The following is a 22709-nucleotide window of genomic DNA, read 5'->3' as shown; positions in this document are numbered from 1 at the left end:
ACGCGAGGGCCGCTGGAACTTGGCCGCGCAGGGGTGGCCGATGGGCGTCGGTGGTTTTGGCTTGAAGTTTCAGCGGTGTGGCGGCCCCGGCGCCTAGCCAAATACTCCTGATTTAATATCTACTCCCGCAGGTGATACTTAGGCCAGAGGCTGATTTAGTACTTGAAAAGTGACTTCACTCGCACCAAGTTCACGACAGTCCCTGCTGAGAGGTTCAGGAAGTAGGCTGCCTGCCAGGTTTGGGTGGCTTGGGCTGGCCGGTGGGTGCGGGGTGCAGACCAAAAAGGCAGGCTGAACCGGCTGGGATGTGGGTCGGCTTGATTTGGGTCAAAACGGTAGAGAAGCAGCCGCCCATACTGGCAGATTAGTGACTTGCAGGTGAATGCTCCATGACAGAACGTACCCCGACCCCACCGTCCAACGGGTCCACCAGATCCAAAGCCGCGCCCCCCGCACGGCCAGCGCCAAGGCGCAAAACGGCGCCAGCGGCCAAACCGCCGGCGACGCGGTCCGCCGCCACACCCACCACCAAACCCGCGCCGAAAACGACGGAGGTGCCCAGGCGCACCAAGCTCGGCGACGTGACCGGCAGCCAGCTGCCCAAGCGCATTGCCAAGATTGCGGTGGCCACCAAGGTCAACGCGCGCCAGCGGGCCAAATTTGCCGCCGTGCGGGACGTGCTGGCCAAGCCCCGGGCGAGTAAGGCAGACAAAGCGACTTCCCTGCGCGCCATCCTGGAGGGCGCAGCCCCCGACGACGTGAAGGCCATACGGCGTCTGTTGAAAGAAGATGCGGTTGCCGTTCGCAGCAAGGCGCGCGAAAACGCCAGTCCTGACGAGTTGCTGGCTGGCGATTGGCGCAGCGGTGCCTACCCCTACAAGAACCTCCTATCGCGCAAGACCTACGAGGCCCAGAAGTACCAATTGCAGGTTGAGCTTCTCAAGTTGCAGGCTTGGGCCAAGGAAACGGGCCAACGCATCGTGATTCTGTTTGAAGGGCGCGACGCCGCGGGCAAGGGAGGCACCATCAAACGCATGATGGAACACCTGAACCCAAGGGGGGCGCGCGTGGTGGCACTGGAGAAGCCGACTGAAGTCGAGCGGGGCCAGTGGTATTTCCAGCGCTATGTGCAGCACCTACCCACGGCCGGCGAGATTGTGCTGTTTGACCGCAGTTGGTACAACCGCGCCGGGGTGGAGCGCGTGATGGGCTTTTGCGACGAAGACGAATACCAGGAGTTCATGCGCCAGGCGCCGCAGTTTGAGCGCCAGTTGGTGCGCAGTGGCGTGCACCTGATCAAGTTCTGGTTTTCAGTGAGCCGCAAGGAGCAGCGCCGCCGCTTCAAGGAGCGCGAAGCGCACCCGCTCAAGCAGTGGAAGCTCAGCCCGATTGACCTGGCCTCGCTCAATAAGTGGGAGAGCTACACCAAGGCCAAAGAAGCGATGTTTTTTGAAACGGACACCGCTGATGCGCCCTGGACCGTGATCAAGAGCGACTGCAAGAAGCGCGGGCGCCTGAACGCCATGCGCTATTTGCTTCAGAAACTGCCCTACACCAACAAGGAGGCGGCCAACATCGGCTCGCTCGATTCGCTGATTGTGGGTCGCGCCCACGTGGTGTACGAACGCGGTGAACACCCCGGCGGCGCCATTCTCTGAACTCGGTCGGTCGATTTAAAGGGGCCGAAGGCTGCAGCCGAGAGTGCTTGGGTGCGGGCTAAACCACCAGCCGCGAGTGCCCCACGCCGCCGCCTTTTTCGACGCGAATCTGGGCGGGGATGCGTTCTTTCAAGCTCTCGACGTGGCTGATGATGCCGATCATTTTGCCGGTGGCGTTCAGGGTGTCCAGGGCGTTGAGGGCAATGTCCAGCGTGTCGCCGTCCAGCGTGCCAAAGCCTTCGTCCAGAAAGAGCGAGTCAATCGAGGTTTTGTTGCTCACCAAGTCTGAGAGCGACAAGGCCAGCGCCAAGCTGACGAGAAAGCTTTCGCCGCCGGAGAGGGTGCGGGTGTCGCGGGCAGCATCGCCTTGCCAGCCGTCCACGATGTCGAGCTCCAGCTCGCCGCTGAGTTTGCGGCGTAGCAGGTAGCGGCCGTGCAGGCGGGCGAGGTGGCGGTTGGCCAGGTGCAGCAGGTGGTCAAGCGTGAGGCCTTGCGCAAACTTGCGGAACTTGTCGCCTTTGGCGGAGCCAACCAGGCTGTCCAACCGCTGCCAGAGATCGACCTCGGTGGTTTGGGCGCTGATGCGGGCCAGCAGGGTTTGCTGGCTTTGGCGGTTGTGCTCGTCCTGGGTGAGCAAGGCGCCCTGGGCGCCCATTTGCTCGCTGAACGTAACGCGCTGGGCTTCTTGCACTTCCAGCTGGGTGGCCAGCTCGTCCAGCGTGAGCGGGGTGAGGAGTTGGGCTTGCAGCTGGGTGTGTTTGGCGGTGGCGGCTTTGAGCAGGGCGGCAGCTTGGTATTGCGCGGCTTGCAGCGCGTCTTTCAGCGCGGTGAGGCGTTGGCGCTCTGGCGGGGAAAGTAGCGCTGCCTCAAACGCGGGCACGTCGGCAAACGGGCTGGCGGCCAGAGCGGCTTGCCACGCTTTTTCGGCGTTAACCAACCCTGCCTGATGCTGGGTGAGCTGGGCCTGCGCCTGGGTGGTTTGGCCTTGCAGGTCGGCAATGGCTTGGGACAGGCGATCAATCTCGTCGCTGCACTGGCTCAGGGCGGCGGGCAGGTTGGCGTCAGCATCCGCAGTGAGCGGTGCCAGTGAGGCGGAGTCGCTGGCGGTGGTGGCGCGTAACACGGCCCACAACTGCGACCACAGCGCGGCCTGCTGCTGCGCGGCTTCGCACTCCCCCGTTTGGCGGGCGATGGCTTGAGCCAGGGTCTGAAGCTGGGTTTGGGTCTGCTGCCAGTAGCGCCATTCGCCTTCTCGGGCTTGCAACCAAGGTGCGGACTCGTCGGGCAGGGTGTGGCCGGCGTCCAACAGCGCGGTGCTCAGGCTGTCTTCGAGTCCCGCCAACTCAGTTTGAAGCGCTTGCAACGTGGTTGACAGCGTTCTGTGGCGGGCCACGGCGTCTTGCTCGGCTTGCTGCAGTCGCTCCAGCTGGTGGGTGGCGGTTTGTTGGGCTTGCGCACTTTGCTGGGCCATTTGTGCGGCGCGCTGCAGGGCTTGGTCGCCGGCTTCGGCGGCTTGCAGGGTCTGCGCGGCCTGATCCAGCGCTTGCGTGGCGGTCTCGCGGGCGGCGCTTAATTGCGCTTCGTTTTGCCAGTCGTCTGCCGTGACCGCTGTGGGGCGGGTGATGGCTTGAGCCAGCGCGGCCCACTCGGCTTGCCAGTGGTGAATGTCTTGGGCGGCTTGCTCTTGCTGGCTGCGTTTGGCGGCCAAGCTGGCTTTGCTGGCGGCCAGATCAGCGGCGGCTTTTTGGCCGGCGCCAACCAAGGCGTCGAGCGCGGCTTGTTTGTCTTGCAAGGCGGCGGCCGTGGCGGAGAGGTCAAGCGCTTGGTAGCTGCCGACCCAGGGGTGCTCGGCGGCGCCGCACAAGGGGCATGGCTCGCCGGGTTGCAGGGCGAGGCGGTGGGCCTCCAGGCTTTGGATGCGGCGCTCTTGGTCCAGCAGTTTTTGCTTGTCGTTGACTTGCTCTTTCAAGCCCTTGTGCTGCTCGCGCAAGGCCAGCACCGCGGCCTCTTGCGTTTGAATCGTGCCCGCCAATTGCTGCAACTGGTTGGATAAGGCAGCTCTTTGGGCGGCCAGCGTGCGGCGCTGGCGGGCCAGGGTATCGACTTGTTGCCAGCGGTGCAGGTTGGCTTGTTCGTCTTGGCGCTGCTCGCGCAGGGCCGCCAAGGTGTGGCCGGCCAAGCGCTGGTCTTGCGCAGTTTGCGCGGCCTGGCGGGCGGCTTCGGCGTCTTTTGCGGCCTGGGTGGCGGTGGCCACGGCGGTGTGCTGCGCTGCCAGCTTGGCGGCGCGCTCTTGCTGCTCGGCCACCAAGGCTTGCACGGCAAGCTGCTGGGCACTGAGTTGTTGTTGCAGCTTGTGGCGCTGGTCAAACTGCTGGCGCCAGCCGCCCAACTGCTCGCCCAAGGTGGCGTGCTGCGGGTGGGCGCTGCAAAAGTCGTCCAGTTGCTGGCGCCTGGCCTGCGTTTGCGTCAACTGTGTTTGCGCGGCCTGCGCAATGCGCTCGGCCAGCGCGTGGGCACGGTGGTGCTGCTGGTGGTGGGCGGCGTGCTGGCGCTCGGCGGTGGCGCTGAAAGTGGCCAGCGTGGTTTGGCTTTGCGTGCACGCGGCCTGCGCTTGCTGCCAAGAGAGGTGCAGGGGTTGCAACTGCTGCGCGGGCTCGCTTTGCCGCAGGCGGTGCAACTCTGGCGCACTAGCCTCTTGGGCGGCTTGGGCCTCTGCGCCGTGGGCTTGCGCGGCTTGCACGTCGAGCGCGCTTTGGGCCAGGTTGTGCTGCCACTGGCGCTGCGCCTGCGTGGTTTGGTGGGCGGTTTGCAGCGTGGCCAACTCGGCGCTCAGGCGCTCAATGTCGCTTTGCATGGCCGCGCGCTGTTCGGTGCTGAGCAGGGCCATGCCAGCGGCCTGGGCTTTGAGCTGGTCAAGCTGTTGCTTGGCTTCGCGGGCTTGCTCAAACACTTTTTTGGAGATTTCACCGTAAATCTCGGTGCCGGTGAGTTCCTCCAGCAGCTCGGCGCGCTCATTGGCGCTGGCATTCAAAAAGGCCGCAAAACCGCCCTGCGCCAGCAGCATGGATTTGGTGAAGCGCGGAAAGTCCAGCCCCGTGATGGCCTCGATGCGTTTGAGCTTGTCGTTGGTCTGGGTGCTGAGAATCTGACCCGCGCCGGTGGCGAGTTCCACCTTGGGGGCTTGCAAGGCGCCGTCGATCTTGTCGCGGGCGCGGCGCTGGCTCCAGAAGGCACGGTAGACGGCACCTTTGACCTCAAAGGTCACCTCCGCCAGGCAGTCGGCGGTGTGGCGGGTCATGATGTCGTTGGCCGAGGCCGAGATGCTTTTGAGGCGCGGGGTCTCGTGGTACAGGGCCAGACAAATGGCGTCCAGCAGGGTCGATTTGCCGGCACCGGTGGGCCCGGTGATGGCGAACAGGCCGTTGTCCACAAACGGCGGCTGGGTGAAGTCGACCGACCACTCGCCTTTGAGCGAGTTGAGGTTTTTGAGGCGCAGGCCGAGGATTTTCATGACTGGCCCTCTTGCAGGCCGGTGACCACCTGGCGGTAACGTTTCTGCAGGGCGAGCTTCAAATCGTCGGCCAGTTCTTCTTGCGCCAGGCGGCGCTCAAACACATCGTGCGGGCTGAGTTCGTCCAGCGTTTCGCGGACCGCGGCGGCCAGAGCGGCGGCGGCATTGCCGCGCTGGCGGCGAATGCGCAGCACCTCAACCGGCAGACCTTCCACCATGGCCTCGATGCGGGCGGGCAGGTCAGACAGGTAGTCATCTTCGGCCACGGTGACTTCCAGCCACACAGGGCACTCTGGCGTGCCTTGCGTGGCGGCGGTTTGAATGTGTTCAGCTAGAGTAACCAAATTGCCGCTGACCGAGGCCAGGTGCTGAAAGCGGGGCACGGGCAGCGGGGTGATGGTTTGCAGGCCGGCGTCGTTCAGGTCCACCAGCAGCACTTCTTTGGTCTGGCGCACCTCGTCAAAACTGAGTGGAATGGGCGAGCCGCAGTAGCGGATGTGGTCCAGCCCGCCGACTTTTTGCGGCTGGTGAATATGGCCCAGCGCGATGTAGTCCACGGCGGGGAAGGCGCTGGTGGGGAAGGCGTTCAAGGAACCCACGTAAATCTCTCGCACCGACTCGCTGGTGCTGGCGCCCACGGTGGTGAGGTGGCCGGTGGCAATGAGGGGCAGCGCGTGGCCGAGTTCGGCCTGCAGCGCGGCTCGGTGGGTGTTGGCGGCGTCGAACACCGCCGTGTAATGGGCCTGAATGGCGGCTTGCAACGACTGCTCTTTGTCTTGCGCACTTTGGCCGGGCAGGCTTTGCAGCACGTCACGCGGGCGAATGAAGGGAATGGCGCAGACCACGCAGCCGGGTTCATTCAAGCCTCCCCGGCGGGACAAAACCACCACTTGCGCCTGGGGGTCGTTGGCGGCGCCGACCACGGTGGTGCTCAGGCAGGCCAGCAGCGCCCGGCTCTCGCCCAGGGTAGAGACCGAGTCGTGGTTGCCACCGAGCAGCAATAGCGCCACGCCCGCGCCGTGCAGGCGCACCACCAGCTGGCTGTACAACTCACGGGCGTAGCTGGGCGGCGAGCCGGTGTCAAAAATGTCGCCGGCAATGAGCACCGCGTCCACGGCCTGCTCGTCCACCTGCTGCACCAGCCAGTCAATCAACTGCTGGTGCTCAGCCTGACGGCTTTTGCCCATGAAGTGCTGGCCAAGGTGCCAGTCAGAGGTGTGGAGGATACGCATGGCTTGGGGGTGAAACGGTGTGGTGAGGGGGAAGCGGGCTAGCTTACAGGGTTGGGGTGTCTCACTTGCTGATTTGGGCTGCGATTTTTTGGATTTCTACCTGGTTCAGTGGCGCTTTTTCCTAGTCTTGTTTTTTTTATGGGATTTATGCCTTCGGCGCCCGTTGAAACTGCGCAGGTCGCTATTGAATGTGTAGCAATTTTTGCGCTGCAACCCCCACTCTCACCCCCAACCCCTCTCCCGCCCCGCCGGGCGGGAAAGGGGAGCCAACAGCCATATTTGGTCGGGTGTTGGAAGGGGTTGAGTTCATGTTGGGCTGGCAACTGACTTCAAGTGCTGGGTGGTTGGCGCGCTGATGCGGTTCAATGCCGCTCGCGTGAGTTGGCCAAATCGGGCGGTGCCGATGGGTCAAACCTGGCAACGGGCGGGCCTGCGAGTCAGCACCCAGGGTCAGGCGCCATCAGGAGGCGCCCGTCCTTCATGCCTTGAAAGATCGCCCGGACCTGGTCACTTCGGACGGGCTTGGTAGGCGCGCCATCCGCCGAAGGTGGTGATATCGGTGGCGCCTTGCAGGCCACCGGGCTCACAGATGAAACCGGCGACCTGACTGCCGTCTGCCAGCACGGTGCGGCCAATACCCAGCGGCGCGGGGATGGCGTCCACAAAGCTGCCGAACTGGCAGGCGGGCAGCTCCCACACTTCCACTTCAATCGTACTGCCGCCCTCGCTCACACGGGCCAGGCCGGGGCGACGGCCGTCGGGCAAGGCATAGAGGCGGTATTCCGGCGCGGTGGTGGTGCACTGCACGAGGCGGGCGCCCCGGCTGGTGAGCTGCGGGTTGAGCGGATGGCCTTGCAGATGTGCGCCGCACACAGCGACCCGCACCTGGCCGGAGGGCACGGCCACGGCCGGCTCGAACGACACGGCGGTATGGTCGGTTGCCCCCAGCGTGGCGGCCTGCCCCTGCAGCGCGCCCTGCCAGCGCTGCGCCAAATGCAGCAGCGGCTGGTCCTGGTGCGCCTGGGCGACAAAGGTCACGCCACAGGGCAGACCGTCAGGGCGAAACCCAGCTGGCACTGCAATGGCGCTGTAGTCCAGCAGATTGACAAAGTTGGTGTAGTAGCCAAAGTCACTGTTGCGGGCAACCGGCTCAGCCAGCATGGTGGCGATGGTGTGGATGGTAGGTGAGGTGGGCAGCAACATGCAATCGATGTCGGACCAGACCCCGGCACAGCGCTGGGCCAGCGCGCGCAGCCGGTACTGGGCGGCAAAGGCATCGGCGGCCAGCGGTTTGGCACCGCCCAGCGTGATTTCCCGGGTGACGGGGAACACGGACTCGGGGTGGGCGTCGATGAATTCCCGAATGGCTTGGTAGCGCTCAGCCACCCACGGGCCTTCGTACAGCAGGCGCGCCGTTTCCGCAAACGGGGCAAAGTCAATTTCAACCAGCTCGGCGCCCAATGACTTGGCGTGAACCAGCGCGTCGGTGTAGCACTGGGCATAGGCGTCGTCACCGCAAAACTGCAGCTGGTCTGCGCGCGGAACGCCGACGCGCAACTCGGCGGTGCGGCCAAAATCAAAGCCATGGGGCTGCGCGGCACGCGAGAAGGCGTCTTTGGCGTCATAGCCTTGGGCCACTGAGAACACCTGTTGCGCATCATCCGCCGTCAGGGCAAAGATGGACACCACGTCCAGCGAGCGGCAGGCGGGCACCACGCCGTACGTGGACAGCAGACCCAGGCTGGGTTTCAGCCCCACCAGGTTGTTGAAGCCAGCGGGCACCCGGCCCGAACCGGCGGTATCGGTCCCCAGTGAAAAGCTCACCTGGCCCAGTGCGACCGAAACCGCAGAGCCTGCGCTGGAACCGCCCGAGACGTAATCAGGGTTGAAGGCGTTGTGGCAGGCGCCGTAGGGGGAACGCGTGCCGTTGAGGCCGGTGGCGAATTGATCCAGGTTGGTCTTGCCAATGGCGATGGCGCCCGCGTCCAGCAGGCGTTGCACCACCGTGGCGCTGGCCTCGGGCGTGTAGGCGTAGTCCGGGCAACCAGCGGTGGTCGGCACACCCGCCAGGTCAATGTTGTCTTTGATGGCAAACGGGATACCCCACAAGGGTAGCCCCTGCGGGCCACTCGCCATCAGTGCCTGCGCCCGGGCACGCAGGGCGTCTGCACCGATGCGATGAATCCAGGCCTTGTGGGCGTCGTCGCCGACGGTGGCCACAACCTGCTCCACCACGTCAACCGGCGTGAAGGTGCCGTCACGGTAGCCCTGCTGCAGGGCACCCAGGCTGAGAGAAATAGAGGACTTTTTCATGCGATTTCTCCTTGAATAACAACAACGTCTTGCCCTGCCGAAACGGCGCTGCCTTCGCGGCAGGCCATGCGAAGAACCTGGCCAGCGCAGGGAGCCGACACGGTGAATTCCATCTTCATGGACTCGATGACCAACAGGGCGTCGCCCTCGGCCACCAGGTCGCCTTCGGCCACCAGCAGCTTCCACACACTGCCGGGCACGGCGGTGGCCACGCCACGCGCCCCCTCGGGCAGGCTGGCGGGCGCGGCGCCCGCATCCAGTGCGGCGGGTTCACCCACGTACTCGGCCAGGCCCGCGACACGCCAGCGCTCGCGCTCCTCCTCAAACGCCTGACCTTGCTGGGTGCGAAAGGCTGCAATGTCGGTCTCGTTTTCGCTCAGGAATTCACGGTACTGGTGCAGGCTGAAGGTGCCCTCTTCGACGCGCAGTGGGTAGCGCCCGGCCGGGAAATCGCGGCGGATTTGCAGCAACTCCTCCTCGCCCACCGGGTAGAAGCGGATTTGATCGAAGAAGCGCAGCAGCCAGGGCTTGCCGGGCTCGAACGCGGGGGCGCCACTGTCGGCATCGCGCCAGCGGTTCCACATCTGCAAGGTGCGGCCCACAAACTGGTAGCCGCCGGGCCCTTCCATGCCGTAGACGCACATGTAGGCGCCGCCAATGCCGACGGCATTCTCGGGGGTCCAGGTGCGGGCCGGGTTGTATTTGGTGGTGACCAACCGGTGCCGTGGGTCCAGCGGCGTGGCCACCGGCGCGCCTAGATAGACGTCGCCCAAGCCCAGCACCAGATAGCTGGCGTCGAACACCGTTCGGTGCACGGCACCGATATCCGCCAGGCCATTGATGCGGCGGATGAACTCGATATTGCTGGGGCACCAGGGCGCATCGGGCCGCACCGACTGCATGTATTTTTCAATCGCCAAACGGGTCGCACTGTCGTCCCAAGACAAGGGCAGGTACACGGTGCGCGATGGCACGACGAGGTCGTCGGTGTCGCCCAGCGCATCGTCTGCGGCAAAGATCGCCGCCACCAGATCGGCGCGTGACAAGTGTTGCGGCTCAAAATGAATTTGCAGTGAACGAATGCCGGGCGTCAGGTCGACGATGCCCGGCAACTGTTGCGCCTGCAAGGACTGCATCAGGCCATGCACCCGAAGGCGCAGCGCGATGTCCAGCACCGCGTCACCCAGCTCCACCAAAACATAGCGGTCACCGGCCTGGCGCAGCACCAGTGCCGGGCGCTCGTCTTGCGCTGCCCGTTGGGAGAGGATGGGTAAACCCACGGCCTCGGTCCGCTGGGGAATGGCGGGCGCGGCCCACACCAAATCGGCAATGCGCCGTTCTTGCACGGCCTGCAAAAGCAATGCTTCTTCAGCGGTCACACAGCGAAAGCGCACGGTGTCGCCGGGACGCAGTTGGCCCATTTTCCAGCGCTCGCTGGCCAGCACCACGGCCGGGCAAACAAAGCCGCCCAGACTGGGGCCGTCAGGGCCGAGAATGACCGGCATGTCGCCGGTGAAATCGATGGCACCAATGGCATAAGCGTTGTCGTGGATATTGGACGGGTGCAACCCTGCCTCGCCGCCATCCCGGCGGGCCCATTCGGGCTTGGGGCCAATCAGGCGCACCCCCGTTCGGCTGGAGTTGTAGTGCACCTGCCAGTCGGTGCCGAAGAACATGAGCACGTCGTCATCGGTGAAGAAATCCGGCGCGCCATGTGGGCCGTAAAGGACAGCGATGTCCCAATGGTGTTGGTAGACCGGCACCACCTCCGTTGGCAAATGGGCCAGCGGCGCGGTCACGGCATCGGCACCGATGTGCAGCATGTCGCCGGTGCGCAAGGTGCGCCCGCCATGGCCACCGAACTGGCCCAGCGTGAAGGTGGAGCGGCTGCCCAGGTACAAGGGCACATCCAGCCCGCCGCGCAATGCCAGATAGGTGCGTGCGCCGGCCCCCTGCACGGCGCCCATCTTCAGCACACTGCCGGCCTGGACGGTGTGCGACTGCCACAGCGGCAGCGCCACGCCGTCCACACTCACCGCCATGGCGGCGCCGCAGACGGCCATCACCGTGTCGTGCAGAAAGCGCAGGGTTGGGCCGGTGAGCGTGCACTCCAGCGCGGCGGCCTGGGGCGCGTTACCGACCAAGCGGTTTGCCAGGCGCATGGCCAGATCGTCCATTGGTCCGCTGGGCGGCACGCCCACGGCCCAGTAGCCGACACGGCCCGGGTGGTCTTGCACCGTGGTTTGCACACCCGGCTCCAGCACCTCCAGCGCCTGCGGCTGGTAGTGCAGGTCGGCCAGGCTGCGGGTGATCATCCGGCCCTGCACAAAGACGGGGTCGGCCACCACGGTACGCAAATAGCGCAGATTGGTCTCAATGCCTGCCAGCCGCGTGGCGGCCAGCGCGTCTTGCATCTTGGCGACGGCATCGGCACGGTCGGTGCCGGTGACAATTAACTTGGCAATCATCGGGTCGTAATGAGGCGGCACCTCGCTGCCCGTAGCCACCCAGGTCTCAATGCGCGCGTCTTTCGGAAACACAACCTCCGTCAAGCCGCCAGCGCAAGGCTGAAAGTTGCGCGCAGGGTCTTCGGCATAGAGGCGCACCTGAATGGAGGCGCCCTGCGGCGTGGGTACCTTCAAGTCAAAGTCATCGCCGCGTGCCAGGCGCAACATCCAGGCGACCAGGTCGACACCGGTCACTTGTTCGGTTACGCCGTGCTCCACTTGCAGGCGGGTGTTGACCTCCAGAAAGTAGAAGGCGCCGGTATCGGCGTCCAGCACGTATTCCACGGTGCCGGCCGAGCGGTAGTTGACGGCTTGCGCCAGACGCACAGCGGTTTGTTGCAGCGCGGTGCGGGTCGCCTCCGACAGACCGGGTGCAGGCGTTTCTTCAATCACTTTCTGGTTGCGCCGCTGGGCCGAGCAGTCCCGCTCACCCAATGACACGACTTTGCCTTTGCCATCGCCAAACAGTTGCATCTCAATGTGGCGGGCGTGTTCGACGAACTTCTCCAGAAACAGGCCAGCGTCCTTGAAGTTGGCTTGCGCCAGGCGCTGCACGGCCTCGAACGCGGGGCCCATCTCGACGTCGCTGCGGATCAAGCGCATGCCAATACCGCCGCCGCCCGCCGTGCTTTTGAGCATGACCGGGTAGCCAATGCGCGCGGCCTCGCTTTGGGCCTGTGCCAAGTCGCTCAGCAAGCCGCTGCCCGGCAACAAAGGCACGCCCTGGGCTTCGGCCAATGCGCGCGCCGTGTGCTTCAGGCCAAAAGCGCGCATCTGAGCGGGGGTGGGGCCAATGAAGGCCATGCCCGCGTCTTCACACGCTTGGGCAAAGTCAGGGTTCTCGGACAAAAACCCGTAGCCGGGGTGGATGGCGCCCGCACCGGTGGCACGGGCAGCATCCAGAATGCGCTGGGGGTCGAGGTAACTTTGGGCAGCGGGTGCCGGGCCAATGCAGACGCTGACGTCGGCCATCGCGACATGCAGCGAGTCGGCGTCGGCCTCGGAATACACCGCGACCGAACGCAGGCCCAGGGCTTTCAGGCTTCGAATAACGCGGCAGGCAATGGCGCCGCGGTTGGCGATCAAAACGGTATCAAACATGGGGTGATCCCTCATGAAGCGGGTCGTCCCGCCGGGTGATGCGACGCCTCGGGTCGTCCCGCGCGCAAGGGTCAAATATTCAAGCCAAATTGGCCGCTAGCGCATATGAAACATGCGCAAATTGCTACTTATTTAATAGCAAATCAATCCCAAACCAGCAGCCGGATCGGCGTTGGGTTGTAGCCGTTACAGGGGTTGTTGAGCTGCGGGCAGTTGGAGATCAGCACGACTACGTCCATGGCCGCCTTCAGCTCCACGTACTTGCCGGCGCCGGAAATGCCGTCGGCAAACGACAGGTGACCCTCCGGGGTAACGGGCACATTCATGAAGAAATTGATGTTGGGGGGAATGTCGCGTTTGCTCATGCCCAGTGCAGCCGCCTCGTGACAGTGGCACAGGGCGTGCATGAAGCTGTCGCGGCAGCTGTGCATGGGGCGTTTGTCCAGCGCGTAACGCACGGTGTTGCTCTCACAGGAGCAGGCCCCGCCCAGCGTGTCGTGGCGGCCACAGGTGTCGGCCACGATGTCGAGCATCACCCGGCCGGCGTTGGAATACAGCTTGGAGCCCAGCCCCAGGTAGAGCTGCGCGTTGCGGGCAATCGTATCGGCCGCGCTGTAACGCTCTGACGCATCAGCCGCGCTGTAAAACAGCGTGTCCACGGCCTGATTGCCTTCGAGGTCGAGGATGCGAAAGGTTTGCCCGGCTCGCACCGTGGCCATCCAGGGGTCGCCAGCGAGGCAGGTTTGGTCCAGCACCGCATTCGCGGGGTTCAATGGGCTTTCCAGCAGGGCGCTCATGCGGCTTCTCCACAGTAACGTTCGGTGTTGATGAAGGCTCGCCCGTTTTGCGGGCATTTGAGGCGACAGGCGTCGTCGGCCGTGACAGGCGCTGCGCGGTAGGCGCTAAGCTGCATGTCGGCAGGGGCGTAATCGGAACGTGCATCCAGCGGGTGCGGTGCGCTGCTCAGCACAACCAGAGTGTCCATCTCGAAGCGCAGATCAACATAGCTGCCCACCACGCTGTGGCCGGGCACATGGCTCAACGCCCCGTCGGCATCGGGCACCACTTTGCTGAAGAAGTTGACGTTGGGCACCAGATCGCGCACGCCCAAACCCCACTTGGCCAGTTCAATCAGCAAGCCGTCGCGGCCGTTGCGGTGCATGGCGTTGCGGTGCGCCTGGTAGCGTTTTTCACCGTACTTGGCGAGCACCATGGCGGCGTCGCTCACGCCACACCAAGTGTCATGCCAGCCCAGACTGTCTGCGGTCAGGGAACACAGCACACGTCCCATGTCGGACTGGCACACAAAACCGGCGGTGAGGAATGCTGTGTGCTGTGACTTCAGGGTGTCTGGCATGTTGTACCGCTCCAGCGGCTGCTCGGCGTTGTAAAACAGCGCGGCTACGTTGGCGCCGCCTTGCAGGTCGGTCAGACGCAGCACGGTGCCGCGGCGCAGGCGGGCAGACCAATGATTGCCACCGGGGAGTTGTTCTTCCCACAGCAGGGAGTTGGCAGGGATGGAGGTCATTCGGGGTTACTTTCTTCGGCCACTTGAGTGAGCCGCGCTAGTTGATCCAGGTCGGTTTTCATGCCAGAGGTTTCACGGATTCGGTCCAGCAACTGGCGCTTGAGACGGGTGAATTCCGGTGAGAGCTTCATGTCCTGCTCGCGTTTGGCCGGTAATGGCACCTCATAGATCGAGTCGATTCGGCCTGGGCGCGGCGCCATCAGCACCACACGGTGGCCGAGGTAGATGGCCTCTTCCACGTCGTGCGTGACAAAAACGATGGTGGTGCGCTCCAACCGGTGAACATGGAGGATGAGGTCGTGCATGACCTCGCGGGTTTGCGCATCCAGCGCGCCAAAAGGCTCGTCCATCAGCAAAATTTGCGGCTTGCCCATGAGGGCACGGGCAATGGCCACACGCTGCTGCATGCCGCCCGACAACTGGTTGGGGTAGGCCTGGGACGAAGCCGTCAACCCCATCAGCCGCAACAATGAATCCGAGCGGCCCGAGGCGGCTTCTACATCGGCGCTGCTGCGGTTTTGAGTGTGCACGCCGAGTTCGCGGCAGAAACGGATGTTCTCCATCACCCGCAGCCAGGGGTACAGGCTGTAGTGCTGAAACACCATAGCGCGGTCTTGCCCTGGCCCGGTGATGGACTGACCGTCGACCCGCACATCGCCCTGACTATGCGTTTCCAGCCCGGCCAGTGTGCGCAGCAAGGTGGACTTGCCACAGCCCGAGGCACCAACCAGGGTAATGAACTCGTTATTGGCAATGTCCAGATTCACATCTTGCAGCGCGGTGGTCCGCTTCGGTTCATCCCCGAAAAATTTCCAGACGCTTTTACATTCGATTTTCATGGCGCTTACCTTCCGTGCATCCAGGGGAACGACTTGCGATGCAGCAGGCGAAACAGTTGGTCAATGGCCAGGCCGATGACGCCAATCAGCAAGATGCCGGCAAAGATCTTGTCGGTCTGCAGGAAGCGCTGGGCTTTCAGGATGGCAAAGCCCAGGCCCGAGTTGGCAGCCACCAGTTCGGCCACCACCAGGTAGGTCCACGCCCAACCCATGGTGATGCGCAGGGTATCCAGCAAGGCCGGTTTGGCAGATGGCAGGATGACCTTTTCCAGCACCTCAAGGCGGGTCGCGCCCATGGTCTGCGCGGCTTCAATCTGCGCCATCGGGACACGGCGCACATCCTCGGCCACCATCAGCACCATCTGGAAAAAAGTGCCAATAAAGATGATCGCAACCTTGGCACCCTCGTCAATGCCGACCCACAGCATCACCAGCGGAATGAAGGCGACCGCGGGCATGTAGCGAATGAAGTCGGTCAGCGGCTCCAGCAGCGCCTGCACCGCTCGCCAGCTTCCGATAAAGAGGCCCAGCGGCACGGCCAGCAGCGCCGACAGCGTCCAGCCCATGACGACGCGCAGCGTGCTGATGAAGGCGTCCCCCAACAGGTCGTCCTCCATCGCCCAGGTGCCGATGCGTGTCACCACTTTGGCGGGGCCTGGAAGAAATATCGGATTCACCCCTGCAAACATACTAAGGAGCGCCCAGCCAATCAGGGGAATCAGCAGCCCGGCCAACGCCAGCAAAAGATAACTTCGACGTGAGATCGCCAGCCGTATGGACCACATGGTTCGAGACCTATTTCAGGGCGTCTTGCAGCAAGCTGCCGTCGATGCCCTTGGCAGCATCTGGCGTACCTTCAATCAGCTTGTGTTGGGCCAGGAAGGCCGCAATCGTCGGCGCGGTGCGGGTCAGAGACAGGGCTTGACTGGAGTCAAATGCCTTGGTGTTGGCGGCTGCATCAAAGAACTTGGTGCCAGGCAGGAAAACGGCGTACTCCTCGGGCGACATGCCGACCACCTTGGCCATGATCTTGGCCGCCTCGGCGGGTTGTTCGCGGATGAATTTCTCGGTTTCGAACCACGCCTTGATCATGCCAACCAGCTCTTTGCGCTTGGTTTGAATGGCCTTTTCCTGCGCGACCAGTAAATCGGGCACCAAACCGGGCATATCCTTCGAAGTGAAGAGTGGCTTGCCTTTGCCACTTTTTTCAATTTGACTCACCCAGGGGTTCCACAACACGGCGGCGTCCACCTTACCGCTGATGAAGGCAGCAGCGGCATCGCCAGCGGACAGGTTCACAAGCTTGACATCCGACAACTTCAGGCCGTTTTTGGCCAATGCCGTTGCGAGCACAAAGTGCGAGATGCTGAACTGCTCCAGCGCCACTTTCTTGCCTTTGAGCTGGGCAAAGGAGGTGATCTTGGGCCCGACCATCAGCGCGTCATTGCCCGCCGAGTTGTCGTTTACCAAAATGGCTTTCAGTGGCAAACCCATAGCGAGGGGGCCCAAGGTGTCCGACCAGGTTTGAGAGTTGGCATCCAGCTGGCCGGAGGACAGGGCGCCTATCGAGTCTGTGTAGTTGGCAAACCAGACCAGTTTGACATCGGCACCATTCTTTTTGAAGAATCCCTTTTGCTCCGCTACATACCAGGCCACCCAGCCCGGCCAGTCGGAGACACCGACTTTGACTTCAGCAGCGGCGGGCATGGACACACTGGCCGCCCCGATACCCGTCAACACCAGGCAAGCACTGGCAATGGTGCGCTTTAGCGCACTGGAAATCGACAAGAGAGAAGTAGACACAGGGGGACTCCAGGTTGTGGGACAAATGCGGGAGACCACCTCGGTCACGAAGTGATATCTCCCGGGCTTTTGTCCCGCCGTGGAGCCCGCAGTGGTAATTGCCACTGATGGCCGGCTGCTCTCGGACCAGACATTCCTTGGTGAAAAGAAATCGGAACCCTAGCGTCCATTTTGATAAGCAAACCGAGTTGGTTGCCCGCCCTATCCATATGCATAAGGCATGCCAACATTTATTCCCTAAACAGGCTCAAAAATCTTGCGCCCAGGGGATTTGGCGCGCAATGTTGGTGCAACCCGCACCATTTAGATGCGCCTACATGGTGCGGCGGGCGGACAGATTGTCCGGGGGCGGTTGGTGGGCGATCTCAGGGCCAATGGAAGACCTCTATTTACTCCTTGCGCGCCACAGCGTCAGAACAAAATTGTTGTTCAACATTGCACATGTCAATGACCAAAGCAAGGACAGGGACTGACCTTGCCCTCGAAAAACGTATCTCTTGCTGAGTGTTTAAATTCACGCAAGGAGAACGGAAATGACGAAGACAGCAAGAGCGCGCTACACGCTCGAATTCAAGCAAGAAGCAGTTCGACTGGTCGAAGGTGGCCAGAGCATTGCAGCCGCGGCACGCACGCTGGGAGTGGTCGACCAGACGTTGTTCAATTGGGTCAAGGCGCAGCGCCAGGGCCAGCTCAAGGGAGCTGACAGCAAGGTATTGGTCAGCGCCGAGCAGATGGAGATCAGCCGGTTGCGGGCCGAGCTGGCGCGTGTGAAGATGGAGCGTGACATTCTGGGAAAAGCGACGGCGTACTTCGCAAAGGGATCGATTTGAAGTACGCCTTCATCCAGCGCCACCGCAGCACATGGCCGATCTCGGTACAGTGCCGCGTACTGGGGGTGAGCATCGCCGGGTACCACGAACACTTTGTGCGACTGGCCAGTCCGGCCCAGCTCCGCCACCTGAGCGATGACGCCTTGCTGGTGCACATCAAGGCCATCCATGCCGAGACGCGAGGCGGCTACGGCTGGCCACGCACCTGGAAGGAGCTGCTTGCCCGTGGCATCCGTGTGGGCAAAGAGCGCGTGCAAAAGCTCATGCAGTTGCACGGCATCCGTGCCAAGGGAAAGCGGCGCTTCAAGGTCACCACCGATAGCAATCACGATCTAGCGATCTCACCCAACCTGCTCAACCGGGAGTTCGATGTGGCAGCACCCGACAAGGTCTGGGTGGGTGACATCACGTACATCGCCACGGACGAAGGCTGGTTGTTTCTGGCCGTGGTGATTGACCTGTTCAGCCGCCAAGTAGTGGGCTGGTCGTTACGAGAGGAAATGACGCGGGACATCGTCATTGATGCGCTGCGCATGGCATGGTTCAAGCGGCATCCGGGCAAGCAGGCTGGCCTGATGTTCCATAGCGACCGCGGCAGTCAGTACGCCAGCAAGGACTTCCGGGAAGTGCTCAAGGAGTACGACATCACCAGTTCAATGAGCCGGCGCGGCAACTGTTGGGACAACGCCTGCAGCGAGACGCTGTTTGGATCATTGAAGGTGGAACGGTTATACGGACAGAAGTTCAAGACTCAGCGGGAGGCAAAGGATGAAACGATTGCTTGGATGCTTTGGTATAACCGGACTCGACTGCATTCGACACTGGCCTACGTCAGCCCGGTGCGGTTCGAGCAAAACTGGCTTGCTAATCAGCCCAAGCAAGCCAACTCATGATCTCGGTTATGGGATACGGATTCCAGGGGCAAGGTCAGACTGTCCCGCAGGGTGAGAGCCCCTGTCCATTAGCCCCGCGAATGCCCCGAAGAAACGCCTGATCTCTATTCCCCATCGCGTCACCTTGTTTCACACTGTTCTTTCCAAAAACAAAAGGAGACACGCCATGCGCATCGGACTACCCAAGGAAATCAAGAACCATGAATACCGCGTGGGGCTCACGCCTGCCAGCGTGCGGGAGTTGGCCTCACGCGGCCATCAGGTGCTGGTGGAAACCGGCGCTGGCGCCGGCATTGGCCTGGGAGACGAGATGTACCAGGCGGCAGGTGCCAACCTGGTGGCCGACGCCGCCCATGTATTCAGCCAGGCGGACATGATTGTCAAGGTGAAAGAGCCCCAGCCCCAGGAGTGCGCCATGTTGCGCCCGGGGCAGATTTTGTACACCTACCTGCACCTCGCCCCAGACCCTGAGCAAACCAAGGCACTGGTCAGGTCCGGGGCGATTTGTTTTGCCTACGAGACCATCACCGGCCCAGGCGGCGGGCTGCCTCTGCTGGCGCCCATGAGTGAGGTGGCCGGGCGCATGTCGGTGCAGGCCGGGGCGGCGCACCTTGAAAAGTCCAAAGGTGGTATGGGCGTGTTGCTGGGCGGTGTGCCCGGTGTGGCGGCGGCTCATATGGTGATTTTGGGTGGTGGCGTGGTGGGCACGCATGCGCTACAGATGGCGGTGGGCTTGGGAGCGAGGGTGACGGTGCTGGACAAAAACGTGGATCGCTTGCGCCAACTGGACCTGGTGTTTGGCAACCGCATTGCCACGGTGTATTCCACGGGCCAAAGCGTGGAGGAGGCGGTGCTGGATGCTGAACTCGTGGTGGGCGGGGTGTTGATACCCGGCGCGGCCGCGCCCAAACTGGTGACGCGGGACATGATTTCGCGCATGAAGAAAGGCGCCGTGGTGGTGGACGTGGCCATTGACCAAGGGGGTTGCTTTGAGACCTCTCACGCCACGACGCATGCCGACCCCACCTTCATGGTGGACGGCGTGGTGCATTACTGCGTGGCCAACATGCCGGGCGCGGTGGCTCGCACCTCAACCTTTGCTTTGAACAACGCCACCATTGGCCACGCAGTGGCGCTGGCCGACAAGGGTTGGTTGCAAGCCATCAAAGACAACGTGCACCTGAAGCACGGCTTGAACGTGGCCCAAGGCAAAGTCACCTACGAAGCGGTCGCACGTGACCTGGGCTACGACTACGTGAGCGCCGACGCCATCAAGGCGTGACCGGTCGACCAACCGGCCACCAAGGGCCCTAGTTCAGTGCTTGGCGTGGAGCACCGGACAGGGCAAGCTGCTCTGGCCTTGGGCTGCGCCGCGATGGCAGAGCTGACAAGGAGGCGCTTTGCGGCGCCACTTTGAACACAGCCACCACTTCAACCAGTTCTTGCGCCTGAGACTTGAGGCTGCTGGCGGCGGCAGCCATTTCCTCAACCAACGCCGCGTTTTGCTGGGTGGCCTGGTCCATTTGCGTGATGGCCTCCCCCACCTGGGCCACGCCAGTACTTTGCTCGGCGCTGGCTGCGCTGATCTCCGCCATGATGTCGGTCACCCGGCGAATGCTGGTCACGACTTCCGTCATGGTGGCACCGGCCTTGTCGACCAGCGCGCTGCCGTGATCGACTCGGGCCACGCTGGCGTTGATCAATTCTTTGATTTCTTTGGCCGCATCTGCTGAGCGCCCTGCCAGGCTGCGGACCTCGCTGGCAACCACCGCAAACCCACGCCCCTGATCGCCCGCCCGCGCGGCTTCGACGGCGGCGTTCAGGGCCAAAATATTGGTTTGAAAGGCGATGCCGTCAATCACCTGAATGATGTCGGATATCTTGCTGGAGCTTTGGTTGATGTCTTTCATGGTCTCAACCACCTGCCCCACCACCTCGCCTCCTCTGGCCGCCACGGTGAAGGCGTTGACCGCCAGCTCATTGGCCTGCTTGGCGCCGTCGGCGTTTTGCCGCACGGTCGCACTCAGCTGCTCCATGGAGGCGGCTGTTTCTTGCAAGGCGCTGGCTTGTTGCTCGGTACGGGAGGACAGGTCATGGTTGCCCTGGGCAATTTCAGCACTGGCGGTGGCCACACCTTCTGCGCCGCTGCGTACTTTGGCCACCACGCTCACCAGGCTGTACTGCATCAGATTCAGCTGCGCCATCAGGCTGCCTGTGTCGTCAGCCCTGAGTGCCACCTGCCCACTCAGGTCCCCCGCAGCGACAGCTTGCGCCACCCGCACGGCGTCACCCGGCTCCGCGCCCAATTGGCGGTTAATGGACCGGATCAGCACGAACCCGAACCCGCCAGCAAACAGCAAGCCCAGGACAATTGAGGCAAGGGAGATAAACCGAATCGTCGAGTAGCGCGCATTGGCGTCCACATATTCGCCCTTCGCCACGTCCATTTCGAAGGTCACCAGTTGATCGACACTTGCCCCCACGGGCGGCCAAAGAACGCGGATTTTTTGCTCAATGATGGTTTGTACCTTGCCCATGTCGCCGGTGCGCATGGCGGCCAGGGCGGGGAGGATTCCCTCTTTGACAAACGCCCCACGGGCGGCGGCGAATGTCTTTGCCAAGACCTCCTCCTCAGTCGTCAGGTGTGACGCCATGAAGGATTCCCAGTGCTTTGTGATTGCGGCCACATTTGACTCAACGGTGGCGATGCTGGAGGCCAGAATGGCGAGGGTCGGTGTGGCTAGCGCGGCGGTAATGGCAATCCGGTTGCCGAGCAACAAGGCCCGAATTTCACCTAGCTGCCCAATCGGAACCGTCCTTTCCTCGTAAACCTGTTTGAGTGCCTAGTTGGCGCGGTCAATGCCAAACAGCCCCAAAACCCCTTGGGCGATCAGCAACACGATCAACACTCCCACCAAAACGCCAAGGCGTGTCGATATTTTCAGACTGTTCATTGTTTCCCCTTGAAGCACATCGAACCAACGCTGGTGTGACAGACTCACCCCGACCCGACGGAGCGCCCAGCGCAACAGAAACCGGTCGCGGCAAATTGCCTCGACCAGCACCTGTCTTGAAAGTACTCGTTGGATTCAGGTACGTCTACCCCCCATTTGGGGGATAGGCCGCAGCCACCATGGCGCAGTGGCCTGTCAAAGGGTCTGCGAATGGGTTGGGGGAGCAGGGGAAATCACAGAGACACTGTGACAAAGCTGGCGCTCAATGAGCCCAGCCTAGTGGTTCAGCGCCCTTGGGCCGAACCACTTGGGTGCACCAACAGGATTACTGTTTGACGGCTTCGATCTGGACCAGAATACGAACGTTTTTCGGGAAGCCCCAATCCACGCCGTAGTTCATGCCGAACGCGGTGCGGTCGATGGTGGTCTCAAAATCACCGCCGCAAACTTCGCGCTTGAGCATCGGGCTGTCGTAGCAGTTGAAGCCAGTGGACTTGAGCGTCACGGGCTGGGTCTTGCCCAGCAAAGTCAGGGTGCCGGAGACTTCAGACACTTTGTCGCCGTTGAAGCTGAACTTATCGGACACAAACTTGGCGGTAGGGTGCTTGGCGGCGTCGAACAGGTCGGCGCTTTGCAGGTGTTTGTTGAACGCGGCAGTGCCGGTGTTGATGGAGGTGATGTCAATCACGACCTCAACCTTGCCGGTTTTGGCGGCGCGATCAAACTGGACCGTGCCTTCTTTTTTGTCAAAACGGCCGCGATTGGTGGAGGTACCGAAGTGGCCGATCTCAAACGATGCGAAGGTGTGGGTCGGGTCAATGGCGTAGTCAGCAGCATGAACTTGGGCGGTGCCGGCCAACAGGGCAGCGGCGGCGAAGGATAAAGCGGAAAGGCGCATAGAAATCTCCAATGGTGACAGTGAAAAGGTTGAAAAACAGGGGCGAATTTTGTGAAACTTTTGCTTAGAGCTTGCCAACGCCGTTGAGCGCCAGTTTGAATTTGACTTGAACATCGTCGGCGACCATGGAGGTGTCAGCCCACTCGTTTTCGCCAATCTTGAAACCCAGTCGTTTGATCGGGAACGCGCCCGTGGCGGTTGTGACAGCGCCAGCTTGGGTCATGGTGAGCGGCACGACCACGTCGCGCTGCATGCCCTTGATGCTCAGCTTGCCAGCGACTTCGTACTTGCCAGCGCCCAAGACTTTGAAGGAGGACGAAGCAAAGGTGGCCTGTGGAAATTTGGCGGTGTTGAACCACTCAGCCTTGGGCAACTCGGTATCGATCTCAGCGGAGCCGAGGGTCACACTGGCAATGTCCACGGTGAAAGCCACTTTGCTGGCGGCGGGCTTGGCTGCGTCAAAGCTGATCTGGCCGTCAAATTTCTTGAAGCGGCCTTCGACGGGCACGCCCATTTGTTTGAACTCAAAGCGAATCTCGCTTTGCGCGGGCAGGAGCTTTTGCTGTGCGGCGGCGGGCAAGGCAACGGCCGCCATGGCTGTGGCCAACAAAGGCAATAGAAACGAGGTCTTGGTCATGGGAA

Annotated in this window: 16 protein-coding genes, 1 pseudogene and 1 riboswitch; of the genes and pseudogenes, 3 read left to right on the top strand and 14 right to left on the bottom strand. The window is 62.5% G+C overall.

Annotated elements, in window-relative coordinates:
• Nucleotides 1-389 precede the first annotated feature (389 nt).
• Nucleotides 390-1658, top strand: coding sequence for a polyphosphate kinase 2 (gene ppk2, locus J8G15_RS15820; RefSeq protein WP_210543285.1), 1269 nt, complete (start codon nucleotides 390-392; stop codon nucleotides 1656-1658).
• A 58-nt stretch (nucleotides 1659-1716) separates the two neighbouring features.
• Here the strand turns inward: ppk2 and J8G15_RS15815 are convergent, their stop codons facing one another.
• From J8G15_RS15815 to J8G15_RS15775, 9 genes are all read right to left on the bottom strand, one after another.
• Nucleotides 1717-5169, bottom strand: coding sequence for an AAA family ATPase (locus J8G15_RS15815; RefSeq protein WP_210543283.1), 3453 nt, complete (start codon nucleotides 5167-5169; stop codon nucleotides 1717-1719).
• Nucleotides 5166-6401 carry an exonuclease subunit SbcD gene (gene sbcD, locus J8G15_RS15810; protein WP_210543281.1) on the bottom strand — a complete coding sequence of 412 codons (1236 nt, stop codon included), beginning with the start codon at nucleotides 6399-6401 and terminating at the stop codon, nucleotides 5166-5168. The genes J8G15_RS15815 and sbcD overlap by 4 nt, the downstream gene beginning before the upstream one ends.
• 507 nt (nucleotides 6402-6908) lie before the next feature.
• Nucleotides 6909-8714, bottom strand: a complete 1806-nt coding sequence (gene atzF / locus J8G15_RS15805; RefSeq protein ID WP_210543279.1) for an allophanate hydrolase — start codon at nucleotides 8712-8714, stop codon at nucleotides 6909-6911.
• Nucleotides 8711-12322 carry an urea carboxylase gene (gene uca / locus J8G15_RS15800; protein WP_210543276.1) on the bottom strand — a complete coding sequence of 1204 codons (3612 nt, stop codon included), beginning with the start codon at nucleotides 12320-12322 and terminating at the stop codon, nucleotides 8711-8713. Before uca ends, atzF begins: the two co-directional genes overlap by 4 nt.
• A gap of 143 nt (nucleotides 12323-12465) precedes the next feature.
• Complete coding sequence (locus J8G15_RS15795) at nucleotides 12466-13119, bottom strand: urea amidolyase associated protein UAAP2 (RefSeq protein WP_210543275.1); 654 nt, start codon at nucleotides 13117-13119, stop codon at nucleotides 12466-12468.
• Nucleotides 13116-13850, bottom strand: coding sequence for an urea amidolyase associated protein UAAP1 (locus J8G15_RS15790; protein WP_210543273.1), 735 nt, complete (start codon nucleotides 13848-13850; stop codon nucleotides 13116-13118). Before J8G15_RS15790 ends, J8G15_RS15795 begins: the two co-directional genes overlap by 4 nt.
• Nucleotides 13847-14689 (bottom strand): ABC transporter ATP-binding protein, encoded by an 843-nt coding sequence (locus J8G15_RS15785; protein ID WP_210543271.1) that lies wholly within the window; start codon nucleotides 14687-14689, stop codon nucleotides 13847-13849. The genes J8G15_RS15790 and J8G15_RS15785 overlap by 4 nt, the downstream gene beginning before the upstream one ends.
• A 5-nt stretch (nucleotides 14690-14694) precedes the next feature.
• Nucleotides 14695-15474, bottom strand: coding sequence for an ABC transporter permease (locus J8G15_RS15780; protein ID WP_210543269.1), 780 nt, complete (start codon nucleotides 15472-15474; stop codon nucleotides 14695-14697).
• 10 nt (nucleotides 15475-15484) lie between these two features.
• The gene (locus J8G15_RS15775; RefSeq protein ID WP_210543267.1) at nucleotides 15485-16492 is read right to left on the bottom strand and encodes an ABC transporter substrate-binding protein; all 1008 of its coding nucleotides are present in this window, start codon (nucleotides 16490-16492) and stop codon (nucleotides 15485-15487) included.
• Between the two features lie 56 nt (nucleotides 16493-16548).
• Nucleotides 16549-16666: riboswitch (guanidine-I (ykkC/yxkD leader) on the bottom strand.
• A gap of 359 nt (nucleotides 16667-17025) precedes the next feature.
• On the opposite strand from J8G15_RS15775, the gene J8G15_RS15770 reads away from it, so the two are divergent.
• Nucleotides 17026-18215 (top strand): IS3 family transposase gene (locus J8G15_RS15770; RefSeq protein ID WP_210542005.1). Its coding sequence is split into 2 segments (ribosomal slippage): nucleotides 17026-17284 and nucleotides 17284-18215, totalling 1191 coding nucleotides; the frame shifts between segments, so codons are not numbered across the junction.
• A 166-nt stretch (nucleotides 18216-18381) separates the two neighbouring features.
• On the top strand, nucleotides 18382-19497 hold the full coding sequence (gene ald, locus J8G15_RS15765) for an alanine dehydrogenase (protein WP_210543265.1): 1116 nt from the start codon (nucleotides 18382-18384) through the stop codon (nucleotides 19495-19497).
• A 28-nt stretch (nucleotides 19498-19525) separates the two neighbouring features.
• Here ald and J8G15_RS21935 read toward each other — a convergent pair whose 3' ends face one another.
• The 5 genes and pseudogenes from J8G15_RS21935 to J8G15_RS15745 all read right to left on the bottom strand — a co-directional run bounded on the left by J8G15_RS21935 (nucleotide 19526) and on the right by J8G15_RS15745 (nucleotide 22704).
• Nucleotides 19526-20638 (bottom strand): methyl-accepting chemotaxis protein, encoded by a 1113-nt coding sequence (locus tag J8G15_RS21935; protein WP_370627551.1) that lies wholly within the window; start codon nucleotides 20636-20638, stop codon nucleotides 19526-19528.
• Nucleotides 20630-21046 (bottom strand): annotated as a pseudogene (locus J8G15_RS21930) (Tar ligand binding domain-containing protein); the annotation flags it as partial. The pseudogene J8G15_RS21930 and the gene J8G15_RS21935, both read right to left, overlap by 9 nt.
• Before the next feature lie 12 nt (nucleotides 21047-21058).
• Complete coding sequence (locus J8G15_RS15755) at nucleotides 21059-21169, bottom strand: Tar ligand binding domain-containing protein (protein ID WP_210543263.1); 111 nt, start codon at nucleotides 21167-21169, stop codon at nucleotides 21059-21061.
• Between the two features lie 325 nt (nucleotides 21170-21494).
• Nucleotides 21495-22067, bottom strand: a complete 573-nt coding sequence (locus J8G15_RS15750) for a YceI family protein (RefSeq protein WP_210543262.1) — start codon at nucleotides 22065-22067, stop codon at nucleotides 21495-21497.
• A 64-nt stretch (nucleotides 22068-22131) separates the two neighbouring features.
• Entirely contained in the window at nucleotides 22132-22704 is a 573-nt protein-coding gene (locus J8G15_RS15745) for a YceI family protein (protein WP_210543260.1), read from the bottom strand.
• Nucleotides 22705-22709 lie beyond the last annotated feature (5 nt).

The sequence above is a fragment of the Rhodoferax sp. PAMC 29310 genome (genome assembly GCF_017948265.1).
GTDB lineage: Bacteria > Pseudomonadota > Gammaproteobacteria > Burkholderiales > Burkholderiaceae_C > Rhodoferax.
This window is presented reverse-complemented; position numbering and strand designations above follow the sequence as displayed.